Genomic DNA, 25,256 nt, shown 5'->3' on the forward strand with positions numbered 1-25,256 from the left:
GACAGCTTCTTCATTACTTATTTATGATCCTGATAAGCGCGGTGTTTCTCCTCCTGGACCTGCCTTCCCCCCATCAGCATATACTCTGCTACTTCCTGGTCGTATACGGTATCGAAATCCTCCGGGTTCGCCGTAAGAACCTTCACAAAGATTTCATCATTCTTATCATTCAGGATGGCTGAATATCTGATTTCAGACGGCAGGATCGTTGGGATCTGCGGAGTCGCAATCCCATCGTTCATTCCGTACTCCACGCTCTGGAGCGCAAAGGCTTCAAACCTGGGAATCGAAGCGTTGGCTTTCAGATTCAACTGTTCGTCCGTGCTGCTGACATATTTGCCATTAAGAATGATGCAATAATCGAAGTAATTAAATAGCAGGGTGTTCGCCTCTTCATTCTCCAGCGCAACTGGCAATCCGTTCTCCATTTCGTAGGTTACCCCCTCAATCCCGTTCTGAAGGGTAATATAATTTTCCGGCTGCGCCATCCAATTCAAATACTTGATCGCTGCCTCGGCGTTACGGCTCGTTTTTGGGACCATAATGTACATACCCGTCTTTTCCAATATCGGCTTTGTTTTTTTGCCATTCGCATGGGTGAAGGGATCAATGGGAGTCAGTAACGCGTTTGGATCGTTTTTCTGCAACTCGGCCAAATACCCCATATACACAGGTTCAATCGTATTGGGAGTAGCGGCGCCAACGCGGCCGTTCACCAGATCCTTCTGAAATTGCTGGGCATACCTGTCGAGGTGGAAATCAGGATCGATCAGACCTTCATGATACAGCCGGTTCAGAAGTTTGAACGCATCTTTGTTCCCCGGCATTATCCATCCTGGATCGGCGTATAAATCCTCCTCGGTGATGCGGTTCCAATCCCAAAACGAGTATTGCAATGGCGCTATATGGTAGTAATCGATATGTCCATAGGGATAAATGGTTTCCCCGTATTTCTCCAGCCTGATCTTCTTGAACGCTTTTAAGGCTTGGTAAAACTGCTCTGTCGTTGCAGGCAGAGGCAGCTCCGCTTCCCTGAGCCAGTCTTCGCGGATCAGGGTCGTGCTTCGGGCCGTAAGCACCCGTTTAGCCGGAATCGCGAATTGCATTCCATTTAAGCGTCCATAGCTTAAGATTTCCTCCCCCAGGACAGCTTTCAGGTCTTGGCCGTACTGGTCCAGCAAAGGAGAAAGATCGGTCAATTTACCTTGAGTGACAAAGTTATAGACCGTAGGAAGATCGTACGTAAACACGATATCCGGGGCTTGATTCGCAGCCATAAGCACTTGCAGTCTCCCCACTTCTTCAGCCCTGGGTATCGTGATGAATTCAACCTTGATTCGTTCTGGATCTCCAAAGTGCTTTTGAATATACTGCGTAATATAATTGTCCGTAATCGAGTTTGCTCCAGCAGGTTTGTTATTACGTTCGAACAGTTCGATTCTTAACGTTGTCCAACGATCAGTCGAAGCGAATTCGTCGGACCCGAGGCGTTCTCTGGCGCCCTCAGCGTGGCCTGATTTATTCGATCCCGCAAGGCCGTTACAGCCCATCATAAATGACAAGATGGCGGTAACCACCATGATTGAAGTTAAAGACCGCAAAAACGGCATGGAGCCCCCTCCTCCTCCTCCTCGATGGTTAAAACTGAGTTCTATATGGTGCGGTACATATTGCGAAACTCCCCTGGGGGAACATCTTGAAGCTTCTTGAAAGCCCGATAAAATGAATTCACATTCTGGTAACCGATTTGTTCGGCAATCGATTGAATCGAATCCTCTGTTTCTATTAATAGCCGTTTGGCCTGCTGCATTCTGATCTTTAACACATAATCAACGAATTTTTCGCCCAGTTCCTCTTTAAATAACAGGCTAAGAGCGCTTGGCTGGAGTTTGAAAATATCGCTTACCCGAGCCAGCGACAGATCCGGATCGGCAAAATGCGCGTCAATATAGCCTTTGGCTTGCATCGCAATGCTGTGATGTCTTCTAGCCTGCCGGTCCTCATCCACACAAGCCTCGAACATCGCCATGATGCCCATGAACTGATATTCGAACTCATCCAGCGTTTCTGCCGTTTCGTTCAGGTGGGCAAACCGATGCTGAAAATCCTGCTTCCAAATTTGTTGAATGTTCGCTGATAATGCCTTAACCGCCTGATCCATCCGCTTGGCAAAAATATTTACAAGCCCAGTCATGTCTTGCTTCATAAACCGCATCTTTCTTAATTCCGTGAAAATCTGCGTCAATTTCTCCCGCCAATCGCTCTCGTTCATTCGGAAGGATTGAACCGCCTGATCCAGAGCTTGCAGGTAAACGTAATTGTCCAGGCTCAATTTGCCGGCGCTCTTACGATTATCAATGATCGTATTCGTTCCGAAAATCATTTTCAGTTCAACGTTGTCGTGCGCATTGCGGTAAGAATCCGCGACGGTTTCGATGGAATCGGAATCGGCGCCCACCCCAATCGTTATCGTAAGCTCCAGATGCTGATTGATCCATTTTTGGAATTCCTCCGCGTAGGCTGACGTCGTTTTGCTGCTGCGTGGATCGGCTGCAATATGCTGAATGACAAAAGCGATTCTATGCGGTTCCATCCAGACATCCCAAACAAATGAATGATGGTTTTGCCCTAGGTCGCGAAAGGCGCTCTCGATAATAAATTTAAGCAAATGCTGATCCTTGACCTTGTATTTGTCCGTAAAGCCAGAATAATGATCAATTTCCACCACGATAACCCCTAGCCGGTCATACGTATCAGGCAGGCTCAAATCCGCAAGCTTCTGCTTGAATTCTTCGTCCGTTAAATACAGATGGCCCGCCAACAAGTCGCGAAAAAGACGCTGCTGCCGCAGTAAACAATCTTCCTTATGCAAATTCTCATAATCCAGAGACCTCTTAAGCAGATGATCCAATGCCATTTCTATAAAAGTGAACTCATTATTCGCCCCCTTGATGCCTAGCTCCTCACTTTTTCGGTTCGAAAACTGGCCTACCTTTTCCATAATGGAATGAATCGGCTTGTAGTGCATATGCGTTACGATGGTAAAGCCGACCAATGCCAATAAAATGATAAAGATTAGAATAAACATCCATACACTAGAGAAGAGAGACAAAATGTTATAACCGCTATCATATACCCCCTGGGAAACAAACCTCCAGCCCGTATAATCAGATTGAACCATAATCATGTCCGCCCCGTTGTCCAAAGCCGCTGGGGCATTATCATCGCCTTCTAATAACACTGAATTGGAATCGCTTTCATTTAACGAGTTAAGATAGTCCATAAAAGATCGCTGGTACACATTTACGACAAAGGCACCACGTACTTCATCCCCCGTATAGGCGAACTTCACAAGCGAGACAACCTTCTGCTTGTCTTCGTCAAAAGCCGCATAGGCGAATAAGCGCGGGTCATGCCAGTCCGTCGACTCTTTCTTGTCATAGTTAAACATTAAAAATTCACGATCGCCAAAAGAGTCCAGCGCATACGAGCCAAGGTCCGAAATAATCCGCTGCTCGTCCTCATTGTACATATAGATTGTATTGGAAAAAGGCAGGGCTAGACTTAATTCGATAATTTTCTTCTGCAGCATGAAATCATCTACAGCATGCTTGGGCCGATCGGAAAAATACTCCTGGATATCATTATCCATTAATAATTTGCTGACTACATTGCGTTCAATTAACATCAAATTGGCGTCTAGATTAAAGACCATACGATCCAAGATCGCGTTGTTGGTCTCCTTGTACTTCTTCTCGGAGGCATTATTCAATACCAGGAAAATAATAAAGATCATCGAGGAAATGATGACGAAGAGAATCGGAGCATATGAAAGTATCGTTCGATAATACCAGTTCATTTTCATAGAGCCAATCTCCCCAAAAGCAGTTTCATAGATTATAAGAGGAAAACATCTGTATTGTTAATTCACATTTTATTTGGGGTTATCCTTTTTTATGCCTGGGGCCATATATTCGACATGAAGACCTGTCCGCCCTGCAATATTTTAAATTTGAGTGAACTATGAAGGTAATGCTTTTTTAAAAGGCGTACAAGGTATTTTCAGCTTTAAAAGAGCTGAAGCAAGTATATTTATATACTAACTTCAGCTCTTTAATTACAATCCGTGAACAAATTGTAAAAATATCCCCAAACTGCAACTTGAAAGAGTTATTCCTTGACGCCTCCCAACGCCACGCCCGCGATAATATATCGGGATAACAGGAAGTAAACCACAAACAGCGGTAACGCTGTTAAGGCCAGCCCCAGGTAGATCGAACCGAACTCCGTCTTGTAAATATCACCGCGAAGCAAACTTACCATGATCGGCATCGTATACATCTCTTTCTTGGTTAGCAAAATCATGGGCATAAACAGGTTGTTCCAGTTGGCCACAAAGGCAAAAATGGCCTGTGTCGCCACAGCCGGCACCATGAGCGGCAGGATGATTCGGTTGAATGTTTTAAATTCACCGGAACCGTCCACGCGCGCTGCTTCCACAATTTCTACCGACAGTGTTGCCAGAAGGTATTGGCGCATGAAGAAGACCACAGCCGGCGCGGCTATCGCAGGCAGTATCAGCGGAAGGAAATTGTTCGTCCAATGCAGTTTATACATGAACTGATAGAATCCGATCGCGCTTGCCTGGGAAGGTATCATCATTACGCACAGGATAAAGGTAAAGAATGCGTTGCGCAGCTTCCAATGATAAGTCACGAGCCCATAGGCCGCCAAAGATGAGAAATAAACCGTTAAGATGGTTGCCGAACTGGAGATGATGAACGAATTCAGGAATCCTTGAATGGGATCAAAGCTCTTGTCGAGCAGTACTTGCAAGTTGCTCATAAAATGAGTAGAAGGAAGCAGCGAAAGACCGCTTTGAATTTCCGCTGTAGAGCGTGTAGCATTTACAAACATGATCCAGAACGGAAAGATGCTGAGGATCGCCAGCAGAATACAGACGATATAGATAATTGCCCTGCTAATCCTGAGTCCGACGATTCCTCTCCCCTGAGCTTTTTCCATGTATTACACCTCTCTCTCAACTGCTGCACGGGCAGACTTTCTATATTGCTTTTCCGCTTTCTTCAATTTTGCCGCATCGCGGTCGCGCATTAAGTAGAATAGCAATCCAGACAAGATCGCCGCGATCACAAACAGGATCATGCTTGCCGCCGCAGCCCGGTTATACAAATAGCTGCCCTTGAACGCTTGCCCATAGATGAACATAGTTGTGGTAAGCGTGGAGTCGTCTGGTCCACCCGCAAGGAACAGCTGCGGAATATCGAACATCGTTAACCCGCCGACCATTGATGTAATTAGCGTGAACAGCAATATGGTCCGCAGACTAGGCAATGTAATGCGGAAGAAGGTTTGAAACCCGCTCGCGCCGTCAATGGCCGCGGACTCGAATAGAGCGGGATTTATGCCCATAACCCCGGCGATAAGGATGATCATCGTGTTGCCGTACCACATCCAGAACTGGATGAACGACACGATACCGCGCGCTGTCGTCTTATCCTGGAGGAAGAAGATCGGAGCGTCAGCCCATCCCAGCATCTGGAACAGACTGTTCATGGGACCCACCGGATAGGCGAACATAGAGCTAAAAAGTACGGCGATCGTACTCGCAGTGATAATATTAGGCATGTAGAACAGAACCTTGAACACGCCTTGTCCCTTTATATTAAGACGCTGATTTGTGAACCACGCCGTGAGCAAAAGCGCGAGAACGATCTGAGGAACAAAGTTAACAATCCAGAGCAGCCCCGTGTTTAGCAGGGACTTCCTGAACGAGGGATTATCAAAGATAAGATCTTTGAAGTTCTGAAATGGATTGTCGAGAATATGGATTGGCTTAGGCACTAAACCCTTCATATCTGTGAACCCAATGACTGCAGTATATAAAATGGGATATAACGAGAAAATCAGAAACGCAAGCACAAACGGAAAGGTAAAAAAATAGCCATATCTCGAATAATTGACCACCTTGCGGCGCATGCTCTCACCTCACTTGTTGATATGAAAGGGCGGGGAAACTCCCCGCCCCTTCCGCTCCTTCTTATTCGCTATCAATGTCAAGCTGATCCTTAACCTGCTGCTTGAAGGTTGCAATCGCGCTTGCGCGGTCCTTGTTGCCTGCGGTGTATTCGCGTACTTGATCACGCCAGAGTCTGTTAATCGTTTCGTCATATTGGGTTAAGTTCTTGCCTGAAGCGTTAGCGTTGGCTGGAACGAACACATCAAACATGTTCTGTCCGCCGAGAAGCGGCACTTCTCCGTTGGACTTCTCCATGACGACGGAGGAGGCAACGCTGTCCTTCGTGCCTTGCTCGCCCTCCTTCATCGTACCGTTAGCCCAATAGTATTGGAGGCCCGTTTCAGAAGTATCGAGCGTAACCCATTTAATAAAGTCCGCAACCGCTGCCTTCTTGGCGTCGTCCTTAGTAACTTCATTGTTGGCGAGCAGCCATGTACCGCCCCAGAAGAAGCCTGTTGGCGGCTCGGTAACAGCCCAATCGCCATTAGTATCTTTTACTTGACCGTTCATGACGTAGTTGATGAGCCATGCTGGTCCGAAGAATCCGAAGATCGGTTGGGCGCCAGAGCCGGACATATCGGCGTACCAGGCTTCCGTCCAGTCCTGCGTATCATTGTGATAGCCATTATCTTTCAGCTTCTTGGAAAGATCGAGGAACTCTTCGCGCTTCGGATCGATATGAAGCTTTCCATCGACAATCCAGCCTTTATCAGAACTGTTCTCGATGGCGTGCCACATATCGCCGTCACCAGATACGATACCGTAGCCTTTGGCTTTCAGCTTCGCGGCTGCATCAAAGAATTTATCCCAGCCAGGGCCAATTTCATTCTTGATCGTGGCCGGATCATCTGTTCCAAAAGCCTCTTTGGCAAGCGAGCGGCGATAGATAAAGGCTCCGCCAGTTGCTTGATAGCCCAGGCCTTTCAATACGCCGTCTTTGCTTCCGATGTCAACCGAGTATTGAGCGATGCCTGCATCCTTAACCATTTGGTCGTCAAGTCCCAGGTCAGCATAGCTGGCGGCATAGCTGGATGCGTCGCCCTGCGTATACTTGAGCACAAACGCCGCTTCAGCTGCATAAATATCCGGAGCATCTTTACCGCCAGCAGCCAGTGCCTGGTCAAGAGCCGGCTGATAAGCACCATCGGTAGTTGCTATAACCGTCGTTTTGAATTCCACGTTCGCGTCAGGATGGGTTTCCAAATATTTCTGGGTCATGTTTGGAATCTCATCGGTGAAGCTCCAAAGATTAATGGTGATTTTCTCGCTATTACCAGTTGTCGGAGCAGTACCATTGTTAGTTGTCGAGGCTGGATCTGAGTTAGATGAGCCTGGATTAGACTTCCCTCCACACGCTGCGAGTACAGATGACATCACGAGTAGTATAGAGAGCCCCGTTAAAATACGTTTCATACCTTTCATACCTTTCATGCTTTGCCTCCCCTTTTTTAACTATTCTTTTTTGATTTTGTAACCGCATACACAATTATAGGCTGTATGCTCCTCTGGCATAAGGAACCGTTATTTAGGAAAAATTCCCCTTTTTTTGTTTTTTGCCCTCTATAGGTGTGAAAGCGCGTTTACAAGATCAATTTCATGAATCTCCCTATAAAAAAAGACACCAAGGGATCTATACCTTGGCATCTTTCTTAATTGTGAAACTCTCTAGGGTCATTATTGAATTTGGGCTTCTACTTCGTTCCTCATAGATCGATACCGCCCTGGACTCATACCTTCGTACTCCTTAAACAGCTTGTTAAAATATTTGACTCTCTGATAACCCGTTCGGCTGGCTATTTCCGCTATGGGCAGATTCGTTTTGAGCAGCAATTCCTTCGCCTTCTGTAATTTTCTACGTATAACGTATTCGCTAAAATTCATCTGGCATTGCTCTTTGAAAAGTGCGCTGAAATAACTCCCGTTCAGATGCACATACCCAGCGACTCCCTGCAGGCTGATCGCCTCCTCTATATGTGTTTCCACATAGTGCATTGCCTGACGGACCGAATCGCTCAATACGGCCTCTTTCTCCCTGATGGCCATCAACTGAGGGTCAGCCATCTTTCGCATAAAGACTATATGTTCCTGCTCTTCCCCTACCTTCAGAGCATTCTCCACGGATGCAATCAGCTTTTCCCGGCCGACCGGCTTCAGCAAATAGTCGACTACGGACAATCGAAGCGCTGCCAAGGCGTACTCGAACTGGGCATAGCCGGAGATGAGGATAACGGATGGCTGCCGCTGCAGCCTCTCCCTCATTTGTCGAACTAAAGTAAGCCCGCTGATTTCCGGCATACGGATGTCCGTTATCATCAATTCCACAGGAATCTTCTCAAGAATTTGCATCGCGGTTCCCCCATTGCTTGCTGTTAAGATGTCATATTGACCGGCTGCCCACACCCTTAATATTTTCTTGATCCCTTCTCTTGATCTCGGTTCATCGTCGACGATAAGAATCGTTCGGCTCCTCATGACGTTTCGCCCCCTTGGATAGGAAATTAAATCTTTTATCCTTTTTGCTCGTCCTATCTTGGCCCCCATGGTCTTATCCCCAGATGAAAAAGGGCAGCCCTCTGATTTTCCCATTAGGACTACCCTCGTTGTTATAAATATGATATTATCTGGCCATTTGAAGTACTTTCTTTTTATCACTGAACCATCACAAGATCAAGTTGAAAATATTCTTATTTCCTGTATTTTATCTTCTGAAAACAATATCCTTCCGCTAATCTCCCTTTCACCTTACAAATTGGAAGAAAAAAGCGACCATCTTCCGGCCGCTTTTTCACTAATTAAATCCAACTATTTTTTGTGCGAGTTTGTACGCTCCTACCGAAATATGCCGTCCGAAGCGTCCGGGCAGGTTAATCAGGTTACCCATAAGTCCATAACGGAGATGATGGTACAGCTCAAGGTTGTTTTCTTTGATGTACTGCAGAAGCTCTCTCTTTTTCTCCAGATTCTCACGGGTTCCGGAACGAATCAGTAAAATGCCGGATATGACGGTCACAATTTCAAGGTGATGCAGCAGGTAACGCTTCTGCTTGGGCTCTTCGATCTCTTCCAGCCGCACCTGTTCGATCATCAGCTTGTTCACCTTGATCTGCTGGTCGATTCGGCTGATCATGACCCGTTCATTCACGGACTGATCTTCGCGTCCAATATAATATCGATAGAAGTTCACATTCAAATAATAGAGCTGCTTCACATGCACGAGCGGTTGATACACGAATAGATTGTCTACGTAAAATGTGTGCTTCGGCAGCATCAAGCCGCAATCCTGCAAGAGCCGGGTTCGGTAGATCAGGGAATGCATCATCAAATACTGCCCCTTCCCAAAGTGCTTCATATCCGGCCAACCAAACACCGTATTCGCTGGAAGCACATCCTCATATCTCATGACCTTTTTGAGCTTGGCGCCTTCCTTCTCATATACAAAGTTGCTGATCATCAGATCCACAGGCAGTTCCTTCTCCCTGAATGAGCGCAAGGTCTGAAGTACCCGAGTATAAGCCTCCAGGTCGACCCAATCATCGCTGTCGACCACTTTAAAGAACTGGCCCGTAGCATTTCGGAGCCCTGCATTTACTGCTTCCCCGTGGCCTCCATTGCTTTGGTGAATGACCTTCACGATCGTCGGGTGCTGTCTCGCATACTCATCAGCAATTTGTGCCGTATCATCAGCAGACCCGTCATTGACAATGAGCAGCTCCACCTCTTCTCCCCCGGGCAAAAGGGACTCGATGCACTGTCTCATATAGGCTTGAGAGTTATAGCAAGGAATCGCTACGGATAATAATTTCATACTTACACAACCTTTACTGCTTCTTCGCGATGACCAACTACTGCCATCTCCATATAACCGCTTGTTCGTATTCATCATACCGTTCAAGTGTGGCTTGCACCAGTGCTAATTGTTGGCTTTGCCTTGCGTTGGGGCAATCGGACATCCTATGCTTTCTTCTGTTTGAAAATGATCTTCAAGATCGGATAGTACACCCAGAAGGAAACGGCGCAATTAATGAGCATGGAGATCAGATCCGCCATCGTCTCCCCGGTCTTGCCCAGTCCCCAGGTATTGATCAACAACTCGTAAATTGGCGCTTTATAGAACCCTTGCAGCATTGCCGCCCCAATCGTAATCAGAATATAAGCGATCAAATACCATCCTGCTGCCGTCCATACATTTCCCGTAGACTTGAAGGTGATATTTCGCTGTGCAAAGAAATTGATGACCTGGGCCAGCGCCAATGTAATCTGTACTGCAAGGAAATAAGCCAGCCCGCCTCCGCCTCCGCCTTCCAGCCCGCCGGCTCCGTAATCGAAGATGAAGTACGGACTGCCGTCCAAATTATGTCCGACCTGACCGATCTGAAAGGGAATATTCAACAGGCTCGTCTGCTCGAACAGCGCCTTCAGCAGCGGCATCAGAATTAACTGAATCACGGTAATGCCGTTGCTTAACATAAAAAATACGATAAATTCCGCCTTGCCGGGATGCTTCTCACGGAACTTGTGCCATATCCCCAACAGCTTGCCTATTCCTTTAGTCTCTATCTTGTTCATTCTGGAATAACCAAGACACTTGCCTGTGCATTTCCGTATTTGCTTTCAGCCGCAATACTAATCTTGCCGACTCCCGTCGGCCTCACAATCGCAAGAGCTTCCCCATAGTACGTATCTGTTATATTCATGTTGTACCCTCTGGCGTTATACGGACAGGCATTGCCCAAGGCCAGCAGCTCCCCGCCCTGAACTGTTACCTTAATATCCCCTCTCGCCAAAGGCTTCTTCGTTCCGGCCTGATCGGTATACCGCAAGCGAACATAGCAAAGATCTTTCATACCCAGCTCGTGATCCTCCGGAATCACCGACAGCTTCGTGTCCTTGCCGGCTGATTCCAGCGTGGTTCTGGCAATCTCTCTGCCTTGCTCATCATAAGCAATGGCGGATACCTGCCCATGATAATATTTCGTCGTAAAAATTGCCTTGCAATCCTTCTTCAGCTTCTTCTCTCCGACCTTCTGCGAATTCACGTACAGAGCTACTTTATGCGCCCGTGCATAGACCTCTACTTTGGTCTTCTGTCCATCACAGCCATCCCAGGACCAACTATCCATAGCATTCGTCATCTTCCAGGCGGAAGGGGAATGCGGCTTAAAGGCATTATCGGCTGGAACCACCGCAATATGAATCTTGTCGATTTCAAAAGCTACCTTCGTATATTTTGCTTCACCCAGTTCATTACCGATCAGATCCACTCTACCGCTTCCGGCGCTTACCCAGCCCACTTGGGGCTTGAAGTCCGGTGCATAATCCCGGTATTCCCAGGAGCCTATGGCGACTTCTCCCAAGTAGTCCATCCCTGCCCACACAAAGTCGCCGATCAGACCCGTATTCTCTTTTGCAAATTCATAGAAACGGTAGGCATCATTGCAGAATGTCTCGCTGCCGACAATGATGCGCTTTGGATACTTCTTCAAATCCTTTTTATATCGAAAAATACCATAATTATATCCGGCTACATCCATGTTGGCGAAGGCATCTCTCGTCTTCACGTCACAGCCATGCAGCGTTGCCCCAATCTTCATCGTCTTGTCTCCTAGAAGGCCTGCCAAGTTATTAAAGAATTCGCTGCCAACCGCTTCCTGTTTTCCCTTTGCCGCGGCTTTTTCCGCTTTCTTATCCGTGTAAACGCCAAAGCCCAATGAGCTCAAATAATTGAAGAAAATATTAACGCCGCAAGTGACCGGTCTCGTACCATCCAACTGGTGCAGATATCGCGTCATTTGTCCCGTAAACTCAATGCCGCGCTTTTCCGCTGTCTCGGATACTTCATTACCGGTAGAATACATGATGACCGAAGGATGATTGAAATCCTTGTCGACCATATCCTTCAGATCCTGCTCCCACCAATCCATGACATACAGGGCGTAATCGTTCTTTGTCTTGTGGATATACCAGCAGTCAACATATTCATCCATAACCAGCATGCCCAGTCGGTCACAGGCGTCCAGCATAGCCTTCGAGCAAGGGTTGTGCGCAGAGCGGAGTGCATTATAACCGGCTTTCTTCATCATTCTTACTTTCCGTTCCTCCGCAAAATCATAGGCGCGCGCACCTAGAATTCCATTATCATGATGCACGCAACTGCCGCGCAGAATGACTCTTTCACCGTTGATACAAAACCCTTGCTCCCGCGTACATGTAATCTGCCGAATTCCGAAGGTCACCTCTTCCACATGCTCGCCAAATTTGACTTTGCAGGTGTACAAATTAGGTGTTTCTGTATTCCACAGCCGGGCTTTCGGCACATCCAGCGTCCATACAAGACTTCCATCACTCTGCTGGGATGCATAATGAAGCGTCGTATTTCCGTCCAGAATCTCCAACTCCACCGTACCCGCCGCATTCGTCTCTACCGCCACGGAGATGGTTTTTGATTTATAATCTAACGTGCGGATTTTAATGCCATTCAACACAATATGCTCCTTCGGCAAAACATACAGCTGTACCGGGCGATAAATTCCCGCTCCTGAATACCAGCGGCTGTTCGGCTGATCGGCATTACGTGCGATGACCTTCAATTCATTCTCTTCACCGATGTTCAGCCTGCCGGTGATATCTACATAAAAATTGGTGTAACCATACGGTCTGTAAGCCAGCTTCTCTCCATTGAGATAAACCTCGGCATTACGGTAGACCCCTTCAAATTCGACCACAAGCTTTTTGTTCTCGTAATCGGCAGGGGCGACAAACTTCTTGGTATATAGATAGTCATACCCTTCATACCATCCGGTATTTTTACCGCCAAGGCTATCCGGAGAGCGCTTCTCCAGAATCATTGCATCATGCGGCAGGATGACAGGCTTGGCCTGCTTTTCATCGAGCCGGGAAAACATCCAGCCTTCATTCCATTGTATCTTCATAAATTCACTACCTTTATATGATTTTCTACTCCACATTTATCCAAGCTTCTACTCACCAAAAGACAGAAAGTTAGAATAAGCTAATCAACATTTCTAATTAGCCTATTCTAACAATACTAGTGAAACGTTATAGTTTTCTGATCTTGTCAGAGAAGGCTGCAATAATCATAGCTAGGATCGATATCACGTAACTTGCGAATCCAACCACCGATATGTTCAATGCTACCTCCTCCGCCTTCGGATAGTTGACCGGGATAAAGTAGATATCCGCAGCCAGACGAACCCGCGCCAGGATGAAGATCGCAAAGCTGACGATGATCAGCACGGTCGAGGTGACCACCAGCACGTCGTTCATGACTGGATGCAGCTTGTTGGATGCTCCAATCAGCACACAGGTCAGGAATATCGCTACAACCGTGAAAATGATAGGCAAGGGATCGAGTGCTGAGCCGGCAAGATAACCCGTCGTAGAAGTAACGATATAGAGTATCAATCCTGCCATTGCAGCGATCGAAGCAATGCAAATCATCCAGCCGGATTTAGTCAAGCCTTTCATCATCTTGCCTCACCTCTTTTCGTTGTTTTTTTCTTCTTGAACTGAGCAGCCGAGTAACCGGCTACACAGCCAGCTGTTCCAACTGCGAAGACCCCCGTCAATATGGTGTAGAGCATTCTCCACCAGGTCATTACATCAACGGTATGTGTCGTGGAATTGATGCCATTCATGGCAGCACTGTTTGCAAGAGCATACAGAAGGTAATGAACGTTCTTCTTGATCGCCAGCAGCATATTTCTATCGCCGCTCAGGCTCTTCTCATTCCAATAGTTGACCTCGCTGGCACCAAAGCCGCAGAAGGCCGTTGTTCCAAACAGGATGGATTCCTTAGGAGCCGCTTTCAGCGTAACGCCGGTAAAGTCTGTAACGCTGTAGCCTTTAAAATTCCATTCCTCCCGCATAATTTGCACCATCACGCCATGGTTGGCACTTGGCGCAACTGCACCAATTCGGTTATAGGAGGTCATCACGCCAAGCGCTCCAGTGGTATAAGTCTTATCTCTCGACTGATCGGCGGTAAAGGAAGCCGGTTTGCCGTTAGCCTCGAACACCTGTTGAAGATTGCGAAGCTCCAGTTCTCTGGCCTTTTGCTCCGTCATGAAGACAGCAACGCCTGAACGGTTGATCTCTTGGTCATTGAAGGCCGCATGCTTGATATTGACCAGTGTTCCCTTGGATTGGGCGCCCTGGATTACAGCACTTCCGATATAACCAGACAGGATCGGATCCTCCGAGTAGTACTCTACGCCGCGGCTGTTATAGGCATGCCGATGGATGTTCATACCTGGGCCGATTATAATCGGCAGGTTAAACATCAGCGTGCTTTCGCCTAGGATAATCTCACCGTTTTCATAAGCCAGCTCTTTGTTCCAGCTGTACGCCAGATTCATAGGAGACGGAGCTACGCGAGTACCGGATTCATATTCTGCGGCATCCGGATAAGGTGTGCCTTGATAGCTGCCTTCCGGCAAATAGTGAGAGTCAGAGCCGCCAGGTCCGTCATCAGCCGCATATTGTGGCAGACCGACCGATTCGATGGCCGCGATATTATGGAATGCATTTTCTGCAAAGGCCAGGAATTCACTGATCGTTACTTTATCAACCAGCTCCGCCCAACGCGGATCGTCAAAATCAGCCCCCTTCAGATCATTAATCGTGAGCTCGCTCGTGGTATCGCCAAATACCAGATCGGAAACATCATCATCGGTAGCCAGTTGGATGAAGTCATTGCCCAGCAATCTGGACAGGGTGTCATTCGCCGTCAGGCCCGAATAGGTCTGTGGAAAGGTACCGTCCCAATCGCTTCTGGACAGATAAGTTGCTGTGCCTGGAAGGAATGCGTTGATATCCATCGCGTAGTCCCCTTCGGTCAAAGCATTGGTAATGTTCACGCCAGACTTGCTCACGGAGAAGGTCTTGTCGTCCACATCGCCGGTCCAGGTCCATTTGTAGGTCTGCTCCGCATTTCCGTCCGCCGTCATGCCATCAGAAGTACTTTTGCCCTGCGCCGCCAAAATGTTGTTCAGCGCCTGGTGGGCGTCACTGCCGATCGCCAGGTAATAATCGCCTGGATCTACGATATAGGTCTTCGCATGCTCGGCATCATAGCTGGCTAGGTTTGTCAGGTCGATCTCCATCGTGATCGTCTGCGATTCTCCTGGCTCCAGCGTCTTGGTCTTCTCGAAGTCCATCAGTTGAACAGCCGATTTCTCGATATGGTATCGCTTGTCGTAATCCGTATATGGAACTTGGGCATACACCTGAACCACGGATTTTCCGGCAACATCCCCGGTATTCTTAACAGTAACAGTCACCGTAGCCATTTCCTTCGTGCCCAATACAGCCACTTCATCAAGGGTCTGCTCAAATGTCGTATAGGAGAGGCCATATCCGAATGGATACACCACTTCATTCGCATAGCTCCATGTGCCATTTACAGTAGCTACTGTGCCATCGGCATTGGCATAGGTTCCTGCAGAAGCAGCTTCACCGCCGTTACCCATAACAATATCTGCATAACGAGTCTCATAATAACGATAGCCCGTATAAATTCCCTCTGCCTGAATCAGATAGGAATTGACGTTTGCTTCGGCGGAAAAATCAGATGCATTCTTCCACGGAATGTTGCCATAGTTCCGCATCGCCGGAGCCAGCGCTGTATTCTTCGCATAAACATCACCGAGATGCGCAGAGGGTGAGACTGTGCCATTCAGGACATCGGCTACTCCATAGAAGCCATAAGCGCCCGGATATCCAATCCAGACGATCGCATCAATGTCCGGATCTTCCTCCAGATTAGCGATTTCCATCGGGTTGACCGCATTCACGAGAACGATGACTTTATCAAAATTAGCCTTCGCCTCGTTGATCATGACCATTTCCTCATTGCTCAAGCTAAGGATGTTGCCAGTCACGGTGGATACGCCATCGGCAAGTCCTGCCTCTCCAGGGTAATACCCGTCGCCGTTTTCTCCACCCGGACGTCCTACTACAACGATGGCCGCATCGTTATAGGAAGCATAGTCCTTATCGAAATCCGGATTCAGTGTCCGGAGTTCATCGAGCGTCAGCTCATGCGGATTATCATATGCGGTAATCTCTGCATACTCCGGATTGATACCGCTGCCGTACCGAGGCGTCGTCCATTCCTTATTCGTAAAATAGGCTTCATACGCTGCAAGCATGGAAGGGTTGAGCCGGAAGCCTCTCTCTTGAAAAGCATCGAAAATCTCTACAGTTGCTTTCCCATCAGCAATACTGCCGCCACTGCTTCCATACACCGGCGCGTAACTGCGCACACCGAACATTGTGATTTTCGCGTCGCTGGAAATCGGCAAGGCATTGCTCTCGTTCTTCAATAGTGCAATGGTCTCTTGGGATTCCCGAATCGCAAATTCTTTCAATCCTTCAAAGGCCTCTGAGGCCGTTTTAAATTTAGACTTATAGGTCCAAATGTCATCGGTGTTATCCGTGTCTTCGGTTACTGTCTTAATACTGACTGTTCCGAAAAATGCGTCCACAGACGAGCGGTACGTCTCCAGGATCGTTCCCGCTACCATGGATACCGTCAACAACAGCACGAAGATCAAAGACAAACCTCGCCACACTCTGGTTTGCTTAAACATGTCCATCCCCCTTATATTCATAAAAAAACAGGCCAGCTTTCCATTCTCGGAAAACTAACCTGATTGTAAGGGGTTACATAGGAGCGGGCAATACATCCTTCCTAAACTGTAGCTTTTATAGCCTAAACTGAATTTTTAGCGGCTGTGGAACACTATATTCAGGTTAAAAATGTCTTCGTCCAGTTTGATGGACAGTTCGCCTCCGTACTTTTCTACAAGGTATTTCATGCTCTTCATCCCGAAGCCATGGTAGTCCTTGTCCTGGTTCGTCGTCACCGGCAGCCCGTCTTCAAAGACCAGCTCGCCTTGAAAGTAATTCTCGATATGGATTGAGATCAGGCCGATCGTATCTTTAATAATCAGGCTGACGACACGTTTGTCTCTTTCACTGATTTTACGGACTGAGTTGATAGCATTATCCAGCGCATTTCCGAACATCGAATAAATATCAGCCTCTCGCATGAATCCCAGCTTTTCCCCATCCACCATGCATGTGAACTCAATTTCCTCCCGCTCACATTGCAGCTTCTTCTCGGCAATAACCACATCCAGCACCGGATTACCTGTCATCGGAATGTCGTAGATCGAGATCACTTTCTTCAGCTCTTCCACCTCCGACTCGTCTAACCGGTTTGACAAATGCGTCAATTGATGCTTCAAATCATGGCATTTGATATTGATCAGTTGAATGTTCGCCTGTGAGATGGCAAACTGATCCTTCTCCTTTTTCAATAGGGACTGAATGATGTTTAATTCATCCTTTAAGGCACTCGTGTTGAATATATAAAACAATACGTACATCGTAAAGAGGCAGCACATAATGTCCAAGAGCACGCAGATCAGGAAAATTTCAAACTGGGCATTCTCCTGGGTAATCCGGAACACAATCGAGAACACCGTTGCATATAGATTTACGAAGATGCACAGTACAATAATGATTTTGTTCTGGAAATACTTCTCGTCCTGTCTTTGAAATTTCTTGATAAAGACCCAGTACAACAGCGCATAGAGAAGGCTGGCAATAACAAAATAAAGCAGGGCATAGAAATTAAAGCTCGTGCTGCTCTCCACGATCCGCTGCTTCAAGCCAAAGCCCTCGAACGTAATCTCGTTCAGGTTGTAGATCAAATGCTGGACGGCATAGACGCCCGTCACGCAGAAGATACTCGTGAGTATGGACACCTTGTAGCAAAACATGACTCCCGCCATAACGGCAAAAAACAACAGGACATACCGGGCGATGGTAAACAGGACGTTAAACATCCAGATATCATCCTGCACAAACAAGAACAGGCCTGCCAGACCGACGCATAGCAGCACGATCAGCAGCACCCGGAAGGCGAAGTATTTTCTTCTCTGAAAGGAGGTTGTAAATAAAAGGCACAGCACGAACAGCTCTATAATAAACCGAAATTCGTAAACGCTCTCAACGACCTTCATAGGCGGATGTTTTTCCCTTCTCCCAACAAATCGGCCAATTGCAGCATGAAGGCCTTCTTTCTAGGGCGGCTGATCTTCAACTCATCTCCATTGCTCATCGTAACCGTGTAGTTCTGCACCTGAGAGATGTATTGGGGATTAATTAGATAGCAGGCATTGCATCTCAGATAGTTGCATACCTGAAGCTGCTTCTCCAGATCGGACAAGGAGCCGTGCCCCTCCACGATTTCATCGTTAAGATGGTACTTGAGCTTATGTCCCGTGACTTCGATATAAATAATCTGGCGCGAGGTTAATCGCTGGATGCCGCCTTTACGCGACACCATGATACTAATATCTTTATTGGAGGAGAGCTTGGACAACGCCTTCTTGAACTTCATGGAAAAGGTTGCATAGCGCACCGGCTTCACCATGAAATCCAGCGCATCCACCTCATACCCTTTTACCGCATATTTGGCCATGTTTGTCACGAAGATCAGCGTCACGACGTCGTCCAGCTTCCTTAGCTTGATTGCCGCCTCCATCCCGTTCAGATGGGACATTTCGATATCCATGAAAATAATATCATACACGGGGTTATAATTATCCAGTAAATGAAGTGCATCCTTGAACCATTCGATGTGAAATAAGTTCTGGCTGGTTTTCCCGTATTTATGGATGTACCCCTCCAGCAATTGGGCTTCCTTCTCGTCATCTTCCACAATGGCGATTCTAATCAGCATAACTTCTCCCTCTGTTTGATAGTAGTGATTAGTATAGCATATTTTACATTTCAACCGTATTGAGATTTTTATATACGATGATCTATCTTCTAGGATCCAGCAGACCCAATTCACCCTGTTCACGTTCACGGTACTTGCGCATCCAACACTTCCTCCGATCCTTACCTTGCACGCGGATTGCCTCTATCTTAGTTCCTCTGAATAAGTCTTAATCTGTTGTCCTTTCATCGCCATTAAAAATACACCCCTTAGAATTCATCGGTTAACCCAAGGGGTTTTTCCAATGTCTATTCTAAGGGGCGCACTCGTTTATCATCGGGGCTCTTCCTAATTGTGCCAATCAAATTATATTGTTATTCACCTTTTATATTTAATTTTGCACTAGTATATGAACACATAGTAATATGTGAATTTTTTCGATCTTTATCACCCTGCATTTTAATCTTTTTATATTTTATGAGTATAATGAATGAATTCTGGGTGCTTTGCTGAACTTCACTCAACTAAGCACCCAAGAATGATTAGTAATTCGGCATTCATCTTCTGCTCTTCAGGATATAGTTTTTTGAAAATTCATTTAGCATTTAACACTTTATTGTCGAGGTAAAAGTAATAATTGTTTTTATTGGCCCTACTGTTGAAACTAATCCAATCATTGCTTGGTCTTTATCATCTGTGTCATGCTCTAATTTTTGTAGTTCCAATACGGCATTCATCTTTTTCACCTCCTTGTAAATAATTTATCATTCCTTAACATTTAACACTTATTGTCGAGGTAAAAGTAATAATTGTTGTTATTGGCCCTACTGTTGAAACGAATCCCTTTGCTTGGTCTTTACCCTCTGTGTCATGCGCTAATTTTTGTAATTCCAATACGGCGTTCATTTTTTTCACCTCCTTTAAATAATTTATCATTCCTTTAGCATTGAATACTTGTGGACAAAGGAAAGTAATCATTGTTGTTATTGGCCCTTCTGTTGTAATTGTTGCATTCAATTGCTTGGTTTTTACCATCTGTATCATGCACTAATTTTATTACACTTGTTCACTAACTATTACTTGGGCCTTAGCCTTTGTTTTTTCTAGAAATTCATCCGAATTGATCAATGGTAACCAATAGAGTGGATTATCTTTAACTACCCCCATTGATGCTAATATTATTCCTGAACTCCCTGTGTAAACATCATCAGCTAATCTATAAGAAAATTGCCCCGGATATACGTAGTAGCCATTCTTCTCAATTATAAAAATATGAAGCAAAGTCAATACCTCGCTAAGAATTCTTTCGCGCTCTTCGCCTTTTTTCACCATAGAAGGGATTAAAAGAAAGCTGCCTGCGCCATCAAATAAGCTTCCACTAATTGTACAACCCGTTTTTGATAATTTTAAAATCGCATCCATCTCTTCTCTATAAAGATCTTGTCCACTCACATGATTTAAAAACCAAATTGAAATAGCAATTCCAATAGATCCTCCAGAAAGGTACGGCAATAGTCGATTTCTATGATCCAATGCTTGTAATGCGCCTGTTCTATCATCTTTTTTTGTTTTTTCTAGATCTTCCTTTATTAACAACTCAGACTTTTCTAGATATTTTTTATGGTTAGTAGCTGAATAAAGTGCCGAATAGAACAGGGACACCCCAGATAATCCATCAATGACACCAATATCAACTGCCATCCAGTCATTAACCTTTAACGGATCACCTTTAACTCTGTTCAATTCAATCAATTCTTCTAGTTCTGTTGCAAATTGTAGATAATCGCTATTTCCTGTTTCCAGGTATAAACTAATTATGAATAAACCTATTCCTGAAAGACCCGAGCGTAAAGAAATATTAGTTTCATTAATATTATTTTTTAAAACACTCAATTCATGTAAGACAATTTCTTTATAGCCTTTTTCATAAAGTAAAGCCAATATTCCTGTCTTTCCAGTCAATAATCCATTGTCTTCAATTCGAGCTAAATGGGCTAATAAAAAACTTTGAATCCATTTGTCTACTTCTGCAGTTTTAGAATTGTTTTTAGTAAGTGTAAAAGCAGCACCACTTCCCCCCGTTAAAAAATTGAATTTTCCTCCGCTCATCTCAAACTGACGAATGTCACCGTTAATGAATCTTTCATCATTAGTTAAATGATTTTCAATTCCTTTTATTAATTTATTAATAATAGAAGATAAGTTATAGTCACTTAAGTGGCTACTAAGGCTAATTTGTTTAGGGATATACTCTTGGAAATACTTTATTCTCCTATTACATTTCTCTTGTAAATCCATAATGAAACTATAAAAGGAATCTCCATAGTTTTCTTTTATCCAATTAAGGTGGTTAGATTGCAGATAGCCATCTAAATCTTCTGAAGATAGAACCGGAAGTGCTAAATACATTACTATTTTTTTTAATCCAAACCAATCTCTCGCACCACTCACTTTTATTTCTCGGGAAACAAATCCAAGCGTGGCCATGCTAGGTTTGTCTTCCGAGTTTACAGGCATAGCAGTTTCAAAATCTATTACCTTAACGGTTAAGTCTTCGGTTACCATTACATTTGCAGGTTGCAGATCACCCATAGCTACTCCATTTTTATGTATGCTATCTATAAGTGAGAAAAGTTGTAACAATATCTTTTTAACGTTTTCAGCATGATCACTTAAACTATCGTTGTCTTTAAGAAACGGGAAATTTTGGGACATCCATTGTCTTAAGTCTTGCCCTTCTACAAATTCCTCTACTAAAAAATAATGTTCCCATTCTTGAAAATGCTCAATCAATTTAACAACACCAGGTATATCTTCGAGTTTTTTCAATGCATCACATTCGATTTTATGCCTTGCTAAGGCATCTTTAGCAGCACCATCTAAACCAGCATTTGGTCTGGCTTCCTTAATAATAACTTTCATATTATCTTTCTTTCGAGTTGCTAGGTATACCCCACCAGCATTACTATAGCTAAGTGCTGTTTTAATCTCATATCTCTCTAAATTGCCTGTCCCTTTTGTATCGAAATCATTATTGAGGGTATTAAGATAGTCATCGAAATCCTTTACAAAGTTAGGAACCTGGTAATAAGGAGTTCTTTGATCTTTAATTAAATTTCCTTCCTCATCTCGAATACAATGTTCACCATGTTCATTAACTATATTTGTAAATGCTCCATATCTATAGAATACATTGCTATTTTTCCATCTCTTATCGTTAAGAATATAGGGCCCTTTTTCAAATTCTTGGATGGTTGAGGAAATCAATTCTAACAAATCAACAAAGATCTCATTATTAATAGGGTATATTGTTATAAATTTTCCAGAAGAAGCACGATTAGCATTTTTAGAATTCATCTCAAGAAAAATGCTTCTATCCTTCAGATGCTTGAACACAATCTTTCTATCTATACATAACCGAGCAACCTTTTCCAGCACACGCTGTGAATCATCTAATGTCGCAGTTACATGAATTTTCCACCCCTGTTCTGGGAGTGTTAATCCTTTAACTTGATAGTGCTTCCAAACGGAGTCACTTTCAGAAATAACAGCATATGTATCAGGAACCTCATTCAGTTCATAGGCTTCTCCTGTCACACTTATTTCTCCATAATATTCTGAATTTGGTTTCATGTACTGATGATAAAGCATATTATCTTTCATAAATCCACCTCCTTACCCGCGCCATTATCCCCAATGAACCCAACAATTGCTCCGGAGTTGAAAGTATGACGCAAGAAAAAATAGTAATTATAAATGTCTATATTCATTCAATTTATCAGTAATAATACCACATTTATATCAATATTTGGAAGTGCTTACACTACTATTTTTGTTGTTTTATGCTAGAATTATAATTTTTAACAATAAATACACCCATCTCTCTTGTGTGTTATATAGCTTTGAAATTATTTCCCTTTTACAATGAATGTCTTCCTATACTGCATCTAAAGCTAAAAAAAGGTAGAGGTTCCCCTCTACCTTTTTAAACATGCTATGCTAGATAAATTATGCTAATTAAATAAGTTTTACATTAGCATAAGCCGCTCGTTTATTCATTCTATTACTACATTAACGAACATTACGATATAAAAACAGCCAAGCCGAAATCATTAATAATAAAACTACCCAAGAAAATTGAACCGCTAGTCCCGACCATTTGTCCAAATAGATATTTATTGCAGGTAGAGCAAAAAGATTCATTGTAGCCAGAGTTGGTAAAAATTTGGCCAACTGAAAAAACGCAAACAACATGTGGCTAAGTCCCAAAACAAGCGGGAGCATGATAGCAATAGGTGCTATAAGTGATTTTGTCATAATAGATAAGGCAGAGGTAATCCAAGCTAATTGAATCCAACTAAGTATCCCAAGAGAAATACTTCCAAGTAACCGGATCATGAAAGAACCAGTCCATTCGATATCCTGTTGAAACATAAGAACGATTAAACCAATTACACTTGATACTAATCCCGTAACTAATATAATTATGGCATTGTTAACGAATTTCGCACATAAAAGTTTTAATCTAGATGGTTGTGTGAGAAGTGTTGTTCTTAGAGCAGAGTGCGAATATTCTTGTCCAAAATAACCTGCACTGGCAATAATAATTCCTGGTTGACCCAAATAAAGGGCTTGCAAGCAAAGAGAAAGGATCTCCTGCTCTCTCCCTATCTTTGGTGTATCGGATGTTAATAAGAAGAGCAAAGGAACGATAATAGCTCCAACTAGACCTAAAATACACCAACCAAAAGAAAAAAATTTAGTCTTCTCACTACAGAGCGTAGCGTACATCAATATTTTCCTCCTACATCACTACGAATAAAAGCGTAAAAAGACGTGATTAAAGCTAATGTCACCCATATTAGCAGTACGATACCCCCTTTTAGTGGATCATGTTCATAAGGGGCTGTTGGTGTTGCAACGAGAAGATTACCTGCTGCCACAGGGAGATACTCCCCCCATTCCCACCTTTGTGCTAAATACTCTCCAAGATTGTAAACCTGAGGAACTAAAAAAGCTAAAGGCACGATGGCATTTCTAAAGAGCATTCCGATCCCAAAAGAAAGTGTGGTTAATAAAATCCAATTTAGCGCTGAAAAGCCAATAAACTGCCAAGCTATTGTACTTAAATAAAATGGATGTAAACCTAGTTCCCCCAAACCAAAATGCATGGTAGAAATTGTGGAATAAATGGATAAAAATGATATGAATGCACTACATATTAAAAGCGCGAGTACTTTCGCAGAAGAAACCTTAATACGACTACTTTGACATAATAAAGTTGTACGTAATATATGATGTTTATATTCACTTGCCCCTATAATTCCTCCAAAGATAACCATCGCTAATAACCCAGATGTCGGTACTTCAAATCCAAGATAGTCTAATGGATCTAATGCCTCTGCTAATTCCGGGTGAGTTTCTGGTGTCGCGTCTAAACCAATCTGAACATAGCTTTTTGCTACGATAAGTGCAAGTAATGGTTGAGCAACGATAACTAAAGCACAAATGATCCACCACACCCTACTTGAAGAAATTTTCGCCACTTCAAAACGTATGGTTCTAGAAAAATTGTTCATTTTATGCCCCACCTTCTGTAAGAGAAAAGAATACATCTTCTAGTGATTCTAGGTTTTTCATAACATGCTGAAGTTCACCCGTTGCTATTATTTTTCCATGATTAATAATAACTACATCGTCCGCCACAGCCTCCACTTCCGAAAGTAGATGTGATGACAACAAAATCGTCTTTCCCATGCCTGATTGCTGACGTATAAATTTTCTAAACCAGCGAATTCCTGTTGGATCAAGTCCATTGGTTGGTTCATCAAGAACAAGATATTGTGGGTCACCCAATAGAGCTGCGGCAAGTCCAAGCCGTTGTCCTTCACCCAATGATAAAGTTCCCAGCCTCGCTTTGCTTTTTTCTGATAAACCGACGATTTCCAATACTTCAGGCACACGACGGAAAGAGATGTTGTTGCTTTGTGCTATGATTTTCAGATGGGTCTTTACCCTTCTAGAAGGAGCACCGCCTATACCATCAAATGCTGCTCCTACCACTTTTAATGGAGTATCAAATGTTACATAGTTCTTTCCGCCAAAAGTTGCCGTTCCTGTTGAACGATCAAGGCCTAACAAAATTCGAAGGGTTGAGCTCTTTCCTGCACCATTTGGTCCAAGAAATGCTGTGATTCTCCCTTGTTTTGCTTCAAATGACACATCTTTTAAAATATCTTTTTCTCCAAGTCGCTTACATAATTGTGATATAACAATATGGTTTGTAGTATTCGCCAAAACAAATATCCCCTTCGCTGAATATTTGTTTTAATAATAATCTATTTTTAAACGATTTCTCCTTTGTGTAACAAACTGCAGGTTATATGTAATTATCGACATTATTTTTACACCCACTTAATTTACAACCTCTTCCTGAATGGTGGTAAACTATAAAATAACAAGGAT

19 protein-coding genes are annotated in these 25,256 nt (G+C 44.3%); all 19 read right to left on the reverse strand.

Features of this window, described 5'->3' with window-relative positions; all coding sequences use genetic code 11:
• Positions 1 to 17 precede the first annotated feature (17 nt).
• The 19 genes from BN2762_RS01680 to BN2762_RS01760 all read right to left on the reverse strand — a co-directional run bounded on the left by BN2762_RS01680 (position 18) and on the right by BN2762_RS01760 (position 25,088).
• Positions 18 to 1,610, reverse strand: a complete 1,593-nt coding sequence (locus BN2762_RS01680) for an extracellular solute-binding protein (RefSeq protein WP_055105320.1) — start codon at positions 1,608 to 1,610, stop codon at positions 18 to 20.
• 41 nt (positions 1,611 to 1,651) lie between these two features.
• Positions 1,652 to 3,865, reverse strand: coding sequence for a helix-turn-helix domain-containing protein (locus tag BN2762_RS01685; RefSeq protein WP_055105321.1), 2,214 nt, complete (start codon positions 3,863 to 3,865; stop codon positions 1,652 to 1,654).
• Between the two features lie 305 nt (positions 3,866 to 4,170).
• Positions 4,171 to 5,025, reverse strand: coding sequence for a carbohydrate ABC transporter permease (locus tag BN2762_RS01690; RefSeq protein ID WP_055105322.1), 855 nt, complete (start codon positions 5,023 to 5,025; stop codon positions 4,171 to 4,173).
• Between the two features lie 3 nt (positions 5,026 to 5,028).
• A complete protein-coding gene (locus BN2762_RS01695) occupies positions 5,029 to 6,000 on the reverse strand; it encodes a carbohydrate ABC transporter permease (protein ID WP_055105323.1) in 972 nt (323 codons plus the stop codon).
• A 61-nt stretch (positions 6,001 to 6,061) separates the two neighbouring features.
• Entirely contained in the window at positions 6,062 to 7,258 is a 1,197-nt protein-coding gene (locus BN2762_RS01700; protein WP_230202400.1) for an ABC transporter substrate-binding protein, read from the reverse strand.
• Between the two features lie 456 nt (positions 7,259 to 7,714).
• Entirely contained in the window at positions 7,715 to 8,512 is a 798-nt protein-coding gene (locus BN2762_RS01705) for a response regulator transcription factor (protein WP_055105324.1), read from the reverse strand.
• 316 nt (positions 8,513 to 8,828) lie between these two features.
• The gene (locus BN2762_RS01710; RefSeq protein WP_055105325.1) at positions 8,829 to 9,845 is read right to left on the reverse strand and encodes a glycosyltransferase family 2 protein; all 1,017 of its coding nucleotides are present in this window, start codon (positions 9,843 to 9,845) and stop codon (positions 8,829 to 8,831) included.
• A 146-nt stretch (positions 9,846 to 9,991) separates the two neighbouring features.
• Positions 9,992 to 10,606, reverse strand: coding sequence for a hypothetical protein (locus BN2762_RS01715; RefSeq protein WP_055105326.1), 615 nt, complete (start codon positions 10,604 to 10,606; stop codon positions 9,992 to 9,994).
• A complete protein-coding gene (locus BN2762_RS01720; protein ID WP_055105327.1) occupies positions 10,603 to 12,969 on the reverse strand; it encodes a glycoside hydrolase family 2 TIM barrel-domain containing protein in 2,367 nt (788 codons plus the stop codon). The genes BN2762_RS01715 and BN2762_RS01720 overlap by 4 nt, the downstream gene beginning before the upstream one ends.
• A 127-nt stretch (positions 12,970 to 13,096) precedes the next feature.
• Positions 13,097 to 13,528 carry a sodium:proton antiporter gene (locus BN2762_RS01725; RefSeq protein ID WP_083484731.1) on the reverse strand — a complete coding sequence of 144 codons (432 nt, stop codon included), beginning with the start codon at positions 13,526 to 13,528 and terminating at the stop codon, positions 13,097 to 13,099.
• Positions 13,525 to 16,650 (reverse strand): beta-glucosidase, encoded by a 3,126-nt coding sequence (locus BN2762_RS01730; protein ID WP_055105328.1) that lies wholly within the window; start codon positions 16,648 to 16,650, stop codon positions 13,525 to 13,527. The genes BN2762_RS01725 and BN2762_RS01730 overlap by 4 nt, the downstream gene beginning before the upstream one ends.
• A gap of 135 nt (positions 16,651 to 16,785) precedes the next feature.
• Positions 16,786 to 18,090 carry an ATP-binding protein gene (locus tag BN2762_RS01735; RefSeq protein ID WP_055105329.1) on the reverse strand — a complete coding sequence of 435 codons (1,305 nt, stop codon included), beginning with the start codon at positions 18,088 to 18,090 and terminating at the stop codon, positions 16,786 to 16,788.
• Positions 18,087 to 18,812, reverse strand: coding sequence for a LytR/AlgR family response regulator transcription factor (locus BN2762_RS01740; protein ID WP_230202401.1), 726 nt, complete (start codon positions 18,810 to 18,812; stop codon positions 18,087 to 18,089). Before BN2762_RS01740 ends, BN2762_RS01735 begins: the two co-directional genes overlap by 4 nt.
• Before the next feature lie 584 nt (positions 18,813 to 19,396).
• Positions 19,397 to 19,528 carry a class III lanthipeptide gene (locus BN2762_RS27185; protein WP_187386459.1) on the reverse strand — a complete coding sequence of 44 codons (132 nt, stop codon included), beginning with the start codon at positions 19,526 to 19,528 and terminating at the stop codon, positions 19,397 to 19,399.
• A gap of 34 nt (positions 19,529 to 19,562) precedes the next feature.
• Positions 19,563 to 19,826, reverse strand: coding sequence for a class III lanthipeptide (locus BN2762_RS27435; RefSeq protein ID WP_222861005.1), 264 nt, complete (start codon positions 19,824 to 19,826; stop codon positions 19,563 to 19,565).
• 21 nt (positions 19,827 to 19,847) lie between these two features.
• Entirely contained in the window at positions 19,848 to 22,454 is a 2,607-nt protein-coding gene (lanKC, locus tag BN2762_RS01745) for a class III lanthionine synthetase LanKC (RefSeq protein ID WP_055105330.1), read from the reverse strand.
• A gap of 408 nt (positions 22,455 to 22,862) precedes the next feature.
• Entirely contained in the window at positions 22,863 to 23,582 is a 720-nt protein-coding gene (locus BN2762_RS01750) for an ABC transporter permease (protein WP_055105331.1), read from the reverse strand.
• Entirely contained in the window at positions 23,582 to 24,370 is a 789-nt protein-coding gene (locus BN2762_RS01755; protein WP_055105332.1) for an ABC transporter permease, read from the reverse strand. The genes BN2762_RS01750 and BN2762_RS01755 overlap by 1 nt, the downstream gene beginning before the upstream one ends.
• Before the next feature lies 1 nt (position 24,371).
• Positions 24,372 to 25,088 (reverse strand): ABC transporter ATP-binding protein, encoded by a 717-nt coding sequence (locus tag BN2762_RS01760; protein WP_055105333.1) that lies wholly within the window; start codon positions 25,086 to 25,088, stop codon positions 24,372 to 24,374.
• Positions 25,089 to 25,256: the final 168 nt, after the last annotated feature.

This window comes from Paenibacillus ihumii, from assembly GCF_001403875.1.
GTDB classification, from domain to species: domain Bacteria; phylum Bacillota; class Bacilli; order Paenibacillales; family Paenibacillaceae; genus Fontibacillus; species Fontibacillus ihumii.